The 10,311-nt window shown below is 37.8% G+C and carries 8 protein-coding genes and 1 pseudogene; 7 read left to right on the top strand and 2 right to left on the bottom strand.

Translation table 11 applies throughout. The features are described from left to right. Positions 1-612, bottom strand: a pseudogene (locus ACKI5B_RS06185) (hypothetical protein); the annotation flags it as partial. A 216-nt stretch (positions 613-828) separates the two neighbouring features. Between ACKI5B_RS06185 and nifJ the strand changes: the two are divergent. Next, on the top strand, positions 829-4,359 hold the full coding sequence (nifJ, locus tag ACKI5B_RS06190; RefSeq protein ID WP_407426886.1) for a pyruvate:ferredoxin (flavodoxin) oxidoreductase: 3,531 nt from the start codon (positions 829-831) through the stop codon (positions 4,357-4,359). A gap of 153 nt (positions 4,360-4,512) precedes the next feature. Further along, a complete protein-coding gene (locus ACKI5B_RS06195; protein ID WP_407426888.1) occupies positions 4,513-5,136 on the top strand; it encodes a hypothetical protein in 624 nt (207 codons plus the stop codon). Here ACKI5B_RS06195 and ACKI5B_RS06200 read toward each other — a convergent pair. Next, positions 5,131-5,451, bottom strand: coding sequence for a helix-turn-helix domain-containing protein (locus ACKI5B_RS06200; RefSeq protein WP_407426889.1), 321 nt, complete (start codon positions 5,449-5,451; stop codon positions 5,131-5,133). The two genes, ACKI5B_RS06195 and ACKI5B_RS06200, sit on opposite strands and share 6 nt — an antisense overlap. A gap of 148 nt (positions 5,452-5,599) precedes the next feature. Here ACKI5B_RS06200 and ACKI5B_RS06205 point away from each other — a divergent pair, with 148 nt between their 5' ends. The 5 genes from ACKI5B_RS06205 to ACKI5B_RS06225 all read left to right on the top strand — a co-directional run. Further along, positions 5,600-5,995 carry a zinc-ribbon domain-containing protein gene (locus ACKI5B_RS06205; RefSeq protein WP_407426891.1) on the top strand — a complete coding sequence of 132 codons (396 nt, stop codon included), beginning with the start codon at positions 5,600-5,602 and terminating at the stop codon, positions 5,993-5,995. A 79-nt stretch (positions 5,996-6,074) separates the two neighbouring features. Then, positions 6,075-7,829: a DUF262 domain-containing protein gene (locus tag ACKI5B_RS06210; RefSeq protein ID WP_407426893.1), complete on the top strand. Its 1,755-nt coding sequence runs from the start codon at positions 6,075-6,077 to the stop codon at positions 7,827-7,829. Positions 7,830-7,881: 52 nt separating this feature from the next. After that, the gene (locus tag ACKI5B_RS06215) at positions 7,882-8,985 is read left to right on the top strand and encodes an AAA family ATPase (protein ID WP_407426895.1); all 1,104 of its coding nucleotides are present in this window, start codon (positions 7,882-7,884) and stop codon (positions 8,983-8,985) included. Next, positions 8,985-9,716, top strand: coding sequence for a DUF3226 domain-containing protein (locus ACKI5B_RS06220; protein ID WP_407426897.1), 732 nt, complete (start codon positions 8,985-8,987; stop codon positions 9,714-9,716). Before ACKI5B_RS06215 ends, ACKI5B_RS06220 begins: the two co-directional genes overlap by 1 nt. A gap of 127 nt (positions 9,717-9,843) precedes the next feature. Next, positions 9,844-10,311: 4Fe-4S dicluster domain-containing protein (locus ACKI5B_RS06225; protein WP_407426899.1), on the top strand; the 468-nt coding region annotated here is incomplete at its 3' end.

The following is a 10,311-nucleotide window of genomic DNA, read 5'->3' on the forward strand; positions in this document are numbered from 1 at the left end:
AGAAATAATACATAAAACTGAACCGATAACAGTGAGTTTTTTTGATTCTGTAGTTATTGAAGAAACCGTTTCAGTCAGCATTTGACTTATGTTATCTACGAAGTTATTTACTGTTTCGTAAATTTCTTCTGCGTAAGGATCGAATTCTTCCATTATTTTATTGCCTTCATCTGGTCCGTTTTCGATATAAGCGGCTGCCATACGTTTGCCCATTTCATAGAAGCCGTCAAAAGCCTTCTGCATTTCATCAAGTTCAGATATTTTTTCGGGTTTTCCATGTGTGTTGTAGAATTGTTTGAATTCTTCGACTATTGCTTTGAAATTTTCCGCATGTTCCGCTGCTTCATCGTATCCATCATCGTATCCGGGAGCTCCACGGGTAGCGGAAATATCTGTGAGCCACTGCTGTACCTGAATTACATGCATCTGCAAATCTTTGGCTTTAAGAGTATTTGGAAGAATTTCTTCCTGAATAAGAGATGCATTTTCGTTAAATGTATCAGTTTTTGACATAATTACAACAGATACCATTGTAATAACGAGTATCGAAATAATGTATCCGCTGAAAATTTTTATAAAAAGACTGATACCTCTTTTTTGTTTTGTGTCCATAATTTAATACCTCTTATGTAAAGCCTATATCATAATTCATGTAAAAACAATATAAAAATGGACTTAAATCAAGATTAAATAATCAGTCTGGAAAAAAATGGTTCTTTATTGGTCATAATTTTTTTATTAGATATGAGCTTATTCAAATCACTTGTAAGAATCTTATTTTAGGTTTATTCTATTAATCAATACTTTGAATTCAACAGGAGGACTTATATGTCCAGAAAAAAACAGTCAATGGATGGAAACCAGGCTGCAGCTCATGTCGCTTATGCGTTTACTGAAGTAGCTGGTATTTATCCAATCACCCCTTCATCTCCAATGGCTGACTGGGTAGACAACTGGTCTGCTGGTGGTCAGAAAAATATTTTCGGTAACAAAGTAAAGGTTATCGAAATGGAATCAGAAGCCGGAGCTGCCGGAACTGTTCACGGTTCTTTGGCATCAGGTGCGCTCACAACAACATTCACTGCTTCACAGGGCTTGCTCTTGATGATTCCAAACATGTACAAGATTGCTGCTGAACAGCTTCCTTGTGTATTCCATGTTGCCGCTCGTTGTGTTGCAACTCAGTCCTTGAACATTTTCGGTGATCATTCAGACGTTTACGCTTGTCGTCAGACAGGTGCTGCAATGTTCGCAGAATCAAATCCACAGGAAGTCATGGACTTGGCTCCTGTCGCTCACCTTGCTGCCCTCGAAGGCAAAGTTGCATTCATCAACTTCTTCGATGGTTACCGCACTTCACTCGAAATCCAGAAAATCGAAACTTGGGACTACGCTGACCTCAAAGAGATGTTCCCGACAGAAGCTCTCAAGGCTTTCCGTGACCACGCTCTCAACCCAGAGCATCCGGCTATGCGCGGTTCTCACGAAAACGGCGACGTATTCTTCCAGCACCGCGAAGCTTGTAACTCAACTTACGACGCTCTCCCGTCTATCGTTGAGAAATACATCGACAAAATCAATAAAAAGCTCGGCACAAACTACGGTCTCTTTGACTACTACGGTGCAAAAGATGCTGACCGCGTTATCGTTGCAATGGGCTCAATCTGTGATGTCGCAGAAGAAGTCATCGACTACCTCACAAAGAAAGGCGAGAAAGTCGGTCTTATCAAAGTACACCTCTACCGACCATGGATGCCACAGAAGTTCCTCGAGAAATTGCCAAAAACAGTCAAAAAGGTTGCTGTTCTTGACCGCACAAAGGAACCAGGCTCACTCGGTGAACCACTCTTCCTCGATGTTGCTACAACATTGCGCGAAGCTGGCTTGAACGACATCAAACTCTCTGGCGGACGCTACGGTCTCGGTTCAAAAGATACACCACCAAGCTCAGTATTCGCTGTTTACACAGAGCTTGCTAAAGACGCACCAAAATCACGCTTCACACTCGGAATCGTTGATGACGTTACAAACCTCTCACTTCCAGAGGTTAAACCGGCTCCAATCACATCTGCAGAAGGCACAGTAGAGTGTAAATTCTGGGGTATCGGTGGTGACGGTACTGTCGGTGCAAACAAAGACTCTACAAAAATCATCGGTGATCACACTGACAAATACATTCAGGCATACTTCCAGTACGACTCTAAAAAGACTGGCGGTATCACAATCAGCCACTTGCGCTTTGGTGACAAACCAATCCGCTCACCATACTACATCAACCAGGCTGATCTCGTAGCTTGTCACAACCAGTCTTACATCATCAAGGGCTACAAGATGGTTCAGGATGTAAAAGACGGCGGTACATTCCTTATCAACTGTCAGTGGAGCGACGAAGAGCTCGACAAGCACTTACCTGCTGAGTCAAAGAAATACATCTATGACCACAAAATCAAGGTTTACACTGTAGACGCTGTTGATATCGCAACAAAAATCGGTCTTGGAAAACGTACTTCTACAGTTCTCCAGTCTGCATTCTTCAAGCTTGCAAATGTTCTCCCAGCCGAAGAGGCAATCAACTACATGAAAGAAAAGGTAGTTGCCAAATTCTCTAAGAAGGGACAGGACATCGTTGACATGAACTGCCAGGCTATCGACCAGGGTGCAGGTGCTCTCCACGAAGTTAAGATTCCTGCTTCTTGGGCAAATCCTGCTCCAGATGCAGAAAAACCTGCTCTCCAGGGTGAGAAAGCTACCGTTAATATGGTAGAAAAACTCATGAACCCAATCGCCCTCATGGACGGCGACAATCTTCCTGTTTCTGCATTCAAAGATATCGCAGACGGTCAGTTCCAGCTCGGAGCTTCTGCTTACGAGAAACGCGGTACTGCAGTCAATGTTCCAGAGTGGGATTCAACAAAATGTATTCAGTGTAACAACTGTGCATTCGTTTGTTCACACGCAACAATCCGTCCATACCTCCTCACAGACGCAGAAGCTAGTGAAGTCGAGAAGAACGGCGGAAAAGCAGTCGACCTCAAACCAAAAGCAGGAAAATACAAGTTCACACTTTCAGTTTCACCGCTCGACTGTATGGGTTGTGGAGAATGTACAACAGTATGTCCAGTACAGGCTCTCACAATGGTTCCACAGGAAACTCGCTTGAGCGAACAGCCGGCTTGGAACTATCTCGTTGCAAATGTATCTAAGAAAGCTGATTCTGGATTCGCCGAGAACACAGTCAAAGGAAGCCAGTTCAACCAGCCGCTTCTTGAATTCTCAGGCTCATGCGCAGGTTGTGCAGAAACTTCTTACGCTCGCTTGATTACTCAGCTCTTCGGTGAGCACATGTACATTTCAAACGCTACAGGTTGTTCTTCAATCTGGGGTGGCCCGGCAGCAACAGCTCCGTACACAATCAACAAAGATTCTAAGAAAGGTCCGGCTTGGGCTAACTCTTTGTTCGAGGACAACGCAGAGCACGGCTTGGGTATGTACTCTGGTCAGAAATACATCCGCGACGGTCTTATCGAAAAACTCGGTGAATTGAACGCTAGCGGTGCTCTCAAAGAAGCAATCGACAAGTTCATTGAAACCAAGGACAGCACAAAGGACAACGCTCCTGCAGCAGATGCCCTTATCGCAGCTCTCGAAAAAGACGGCAGCGCAGAAGCTAAAGAAATCCTCGACAAGAAAGCTTACCTCTCAAAGAAATCTGTATGGATCTTCGGTGGAGACGGTTGGGCTTACGACATCGGTTTCGGTGGTCTCGACCATGTTCTCGCTTCTGGCGAAAACATCAACGTCATGGTATTCGATACAGAGATGTACTCTAACACAGGTGGACAGGCTTCTAAGGCTTCAAACATCGGTGAAGTATGTCAGTTCGCAGCAGCTGGTAAAGAGATGGGCAAAAAGTCACTCTCTGAAATCGCTATGAGCTACGGTTATGTATACGTTGGACAGATCGCCCTCGGTGCTAACCCGGCACAGGCTCTCAAAGTCATCCAGGAAGCAGAAGCTTACAATGGTCCTTCCCTCATCATCGGATACGCTCCATGTGAATTGCACGGTGTTAAGGGCGGTATGAACCACTGTCAGGACGAAATGAAGGCAGCTGTAAAGGCTGGCTACTGGAACCTGTTCAGCTTCAACCCAGCACTCAAAGCAGAAGGAAAGAACCCATTCACCCTCACATCAAAAGAAGGCGACGGTTCTTACCAGGCATTCCTCAACAACGAGACACGCTACTCTGCATTGACGAGAAAATTCCCAGAAAGAGCGAAAGTTCTTTTTGATAGGAATGAACAGGCTGCAAAAGCACGATTCGAGCACTTGCAGAAGTTGGTTGAGTTGTATAAATAAGATTGGATTGTCCGTGGGGGAGATTCTCCTACGGGTGATTATGATTTAATTGAACGCCGTTCCTTTTAGCGAGAAATTGCTGAGGGGGACGGCGATTTTTGTTTATCACCTGTAAAACTTGTTTAAATTCATTTTTATCATTATACTTTTGTTATGAATGATTCAAACAATGTGATGGCCGTACTTCAAATTTTAACTATTATTGCTAATTTTATAATTGCATTTATCGCCATCTTTGGTGAAAAGATTCGAAATATTTTTTATAAGCCGGAATTAGATATATCTATAACAGCTTTGTTTCCAGACTGTAATTTAACTTCTTTTAGCTCAGGGCAAAGAGCTTTTTTCTTTCGCCTTGCTGTTGTGAACACAGGATCTGTTGATGCGAACAATGTACAAGTATATCTAAATAATGTAAAAATAAAGGGATTGGATGGCAATTATTCTATATGCAATAATGTTCTGCCAATGAATTTAATGTGGTCTTATCAAGATAATGAACCTATAAAAACAAGTATCGCACAAGTTATTTCTCCTGGTATGAAAAAATATTGTGATTTTATCTATACTGTTGAAAATTCAAATTGTTGCACCTTGTGTACAGAAATTCCTCTTTTTTCCTATGGGATTCCAAGTAATTATATTGCTAGAGGTGATTACATCGCAAATATTATTGTTTTTGCTTCAAATTCAAAACCAAAAAGTTTTGATATACAATTTGAATACAAAGGATTTTGGTCAGATAATGCAAAAGATATCATTGAAATAAAATCATAATTTTCTCTTTTCAAACATTTCTTCTATTGTTTGTCTGACAGAATCTTGTAGTTCTGATTTGAATTTTAAAAAATCTAGTGTTTCAGATTGTTTGTTTGTATTTTGTAAAAGAAGTTCTGCTGGTGTGGTTCTCAATACTTCTGCAAGTTTTACCAAAGTTTTATCGCTAACCCAGGTTCGGCATCCTTCAATGTCATTTATCGTTTGTGCAGAAAGTCCTGTGTCTTCAGCAAGTTTTTCCTGTGTCATTGTTAAAAGTTTTCGACATTGTTTTATATTGAATGACAAATTTTTCCTAAGTTCATCCTGATTCATATCTAAATTCTACGGTAAAAGTAATACTTTACAACTTGGTAATATCGGATTAAAATATAATTTATAGCAAGTATTATTTATTGTTATTACCATATAATGCTTGTATAAAAGAAAATCTACATAGATTCTTAAAAAACGAGGTTATAACATGGTATGTCAAAAATGCAATTCTGAAATTTCAGCGGGGACAAAATTTTGTCCAAATTGTGGTTCTGAAGTTATATCACAAACTTCTTCGACAAAAATCAGAACTCCACTTTCTGCAGTTTCAAAGAACTCTGGGACAGGAACACTTTATAAAGTTGCTGGTGTTCTTGGAATCCTTATTGGAATTCCTATGATTTCAATTGTAATTGGAATTTTCTTTATAATTGGTGGAATTCTTTGTTTTATCATAGGTGGTTCATTAAAGTTAGAAAAGCAAACAGGAACTTGCCCATATTGCAATAATCCTGTTACTGTAGTAACTGGTCAACTAACTTATAAATGTATTCACTGTAAAAGAATAAGTAATCAACGAAGTGACTATTTAGAGGAATTATAAAATAATAGAATACTCTGTGGCGAAAAATTATTAAACTAGCTATAATTGTTTATTAGTTTTTCGTTGCTAAGAGGTTCCAATGAATACCAAAATAGATTGCGATAAAGCACTTGTCAAGAAAATTTTTGAAGGGTGGTACAGCATACCGAGTTATCAACGCCCGTATGTCTGGGAAACAGACCAAGTTGAAGAACTTTTAGATTGCGTTAAAAATGCTTGTGAAAATAAAGAAGAGCAATATTTTTTAGGCTCAATTGTTTATGTAAAGAAATCAGAGGAAAAAGACGGTGTTTCATACACAGAATTTGAGCTTCTTGATGGGCAGCAGAGGATTACGACAATTTTTCTAATTATTGCAGTCATAAGAGATTTCGTATTTGAAAATGAATCTAAGTTTGAAAAAGAAGATTTTGAAAATATAAAATCAACTTGTGAAGAATTAATCTATCAAAAGCCTAATAAGTATAAAAGTATTCCCGAACGCTTACGCATTGTCTTTAACATAAGAAAAGAAGTTAGAGATTTTGTTGATGTATATATAAAATCAATTGGCTCTACATTAGAAGAAGATATATTTGTTGCAAAATCAAAAGACAGAAATATAAATACTTCGATTAGGCATATTGCAAATACAGTGTTAATTGTAAGGAAATTCTTAAAAGAAAATTTTACAATAGTAGGCGAATTCTTACAGTATTTGTTAAACAATGTATTGCTTGTATATATTGCAACAGAAAATTTACAAGATGCATTCCAACTTTTTACTGTAATGAATAATACGGGATTAAAACTTGCAAACAGTGATATTTTAAAAGCAGAAAATTTAAAAGAAATTTCTGCAAAAGAAGAAGCAGATGAATATGCTTCGGACTGGGAAGAAATGGAATCTTATTTCGGAGAAGATTTTGATAACTTCCTTTCTCAGATAAGGACAATTCTTGTAAAGCGAAAGGCGGATTATTCGCTCATTAAAGAATTCAATGATAATGTATATTCAACAGAAAAATGGAATAAAGCAACAAAACGAAAAGAACCGTGCAAACCATTGCTTAAAAGAGGCGAAGACACATTTGCTTTTTTAAAAGATTACTTTACTGTGTATCAGAATTTATTTGATAAGAATCATTTTATTGAAACGAATTCTTATCAAATTTCTAACTATCTTGTGTTTATGTCAAATGGTTTTGAAACAGATTATTGGAAAGCGCCTGTGCTTATGTATTTCAAAAAGTTTAAATATGACAATTTTTTGAACTTCTTAAAAAAATTAGATGCAAAACTGTCATCTGATTGGATTATAGGTCTTGTTCCTTCCATGCGTATTGATAATATGAATAAAATTTTAATGTGCATTGATAAATCAAAAACAACAGTCGAAATTTTTCAATCTGATGTTTTTTCGCTCAATAAAAATGATTTTCATAATATCATTTCTGAAAATATTTATGGAAGAAAATATGCACGATACCTGCTTTTAAAAATTGATTTGCTTATGACGGATATAGATAAACAGTCTATATCTCCCTCTATTATTTCTATTGAACATATACTTCCTCAAACACCAAATGATAATAGCCAATGGAAAAAGGATTTTTCTGATGCAGAGCGAGAAGAATGGACTGATAAAATCGGAAATCTTGCACTAATTTCACGAAGAAAAAATTCTTCACAAGGACGATTGGATTATACTGAAAAATGCAAAAAGTATTTTGAGAAAAATATTGGAACGTTTCCGAGTATGATAAAAGTTTTTCAAGAAAACAAGGAATGGAAGTTGGATAATTTGAAAAAAAGACAACAAGAAATTATTTCTTTATTGGAAAAATCTTTATAATTGGTACAATTAAAAAAATCAAAAGTATATACTGTACAAGGATAGATTAAATATGGGAAACATCCACATAAAATCATTAAACATAGAGTCATTCAGAGGTATTAAAAATCTCAAGTTGGAGAACTTCACGGGAATTAATATTTTTTCGGGAATTAATAATTCTGGTAAAACAAGTATTCTAGAAATTCTACAGACTTCCGGAAATCCGTGTTCACCTTATGTTTGGACAAGTTTTGATAGGGCTGGAGAAGCAACGAGTCCTATTTTTGAAAGAATCTTGGATTTGTTTCCTACTTCTGAAGACAAGTTAGAAATTGCCTATTCAAAAGATGATGATATAAACGGAGTTTCTTCAATAAAGTTAAAAGCCGATATAACAAAAGAGAAGACAATTAAAAGAGAATATTGTAAAGAGGCTCATATCGAGTGTGAACCTGAAGAAGAGTATTCTGAAGTGGAAATGATAAGACTCCATACAGATTTCATTTATAATGGAAAAATTGAAGACGCATTTAATGTATTCAATGTAACTCGATTCGATAATTTTGTAGAAAATGTCGAAAAACTTTATAATAAATACCAAACGCTCTATCTTCCTTCAAGTATAAATTATGAAATAAATCCTTTTATTACAAAAATTTTCAGCGATAATAAGAGTCATAAAGAGCTTATTAGTGTCCTCCAATTATTTGATGATGATATAATTGACATTGTGCCTACGGTTCGTGACTATTCAATGCCATTTCCATTAAAAAATACTTATCAGGTTCGATCAAAGAAATTTGGTAGACTTGTACCATTTGGAGTGTATGGGGATGGGGTTAGGAAGGCTTTTTACTTTGTTGTTTCAGTTCTTGCAACAAAAGATGGAATTCTCCTTATTGATGAATTTGAAACGGCAATCCATACATCGGTAATGACAAAGCTTTTTACATGGATTTTTAAGGCATGTAAAAAATATAATGTTCAGCTTTTCCTCACCACGCACAGCAAGGAAGCATTGCAGAAAGTTTTAGCGTTAAATTCTGACTCGGATTTGAAAGACGAAATAACTCTGTACACGCTTTACAAAATTGATGGTAAGAATGTCGCAAGAAGACTTTCCGCCGAGCGAGCTATTGAAGCCGATGAAAATTTCGGACAGGAGCTGCGATAATGAAGTCTATTATTATTTGTGAAGGTGATACAGATTTTACCTTGCTCCAGTATTTTATGATTAAGGCGAATGGCTGGGAAGATGCCCGAAAAGTTTCTTTTAAACCAGACATTTCTGATTCAATAAGCAGGGATTTTTGTAAAGGCTCAAATTTGCTCACAATTGTTTCTGCTGGTGGATGTGCAAATATCAAATCTGTGTTTTCAGCTGTTGCACGCTATAACCAGAACGCAGTTTTTGATTCAGAAAGATACTCAAAAATTGTGGTTGTAACGGATAACGATGAGAAAGGAACTGAACTTAAGATTGTTTCTGATTTGAACAGTATTTCAGAAAATAATGGAGAAGTTTGTAATAGAAAATGGACAAAACTTTCTTATATTGACGAAACATCAAACAAACTTGCATTTTCTACAGATGTGCTTTTGCTTGTGATTCCTTTTGATGAAAATGGGGCACTTGAAACATTTTTGTTGAATTCTGTTTCAAAACAAGATGCTTACGATGCAGAAATAATTAGAAAAGGAAATGCTTTTGTAGAAAATGCTGATCCAAGTTCAAAATATTTGATTCATCGCGGATTGAAAACAAAAGCAAAATTTGATGTTTATTTTTCAATAAGAACACCTGCAAAACAATTCCGTATGAGGCAAGACATTTTGAGAAATGTTCCGTGGGAAGAATATGAAAATGTACGGGATGTGTTTAAAGAGTTGCAGAAATTAGGCTGATATTTCTGCGTTAAGGATTGTAGGGGCGGCGAAGCCGTTGCGTAATGAAATGGAGCAATGAAGTGCGGAAGCACGGAACCCCGAAAAGCCTGACCGCCGCTTGTCGGCGGGAACGCCCTGTTTATAAATAAAAGCTGTTGACCTCAAACCAAAGGCTGGAAAATACAAGTTCACACTTTCTGTTTCACCGCTCGACTGTATGGGTTGTGGCGAATGTACAACAGTTTGTCCAGTTCAGGCAATCAAGATGGTTCCACAGGAAACACGCCTTGCTGAACAGCCGGCTTGGAACTACCTCGTTGCAAACGTTTCTAAGAAAGCTGATTCTGGATTCGCTGAGAACACAGTCAAAGGAAGCCAGTTCAACCAGCCGCTTCTTGAATTTTCAGGCTCATGCGCAGGTTGTGCAGAAACTTCTTACGCTCGCTTGATTACTCAGCTCTTCGGTGAGCACATGTATATTTCAAACGCTACAGGTTGTTCTTCAATCTGGGGTGGCCCGGCAGCAACAGCTCCGTACACAATCAACAAAGATTCTAAGAAAGGTCCGGCTTGGGCTAACTCTTTGTTCGAGGACAACGCAGAGCACGGCTTG

Origin of the sequence: Treponema sp. (genome assembly GCF_045657965.1) — a bacterium.
GTDB lineage: Bacteria > Spirochaetota > Spirochaetia > Treponematales > Treponemataceae > Treponema_D.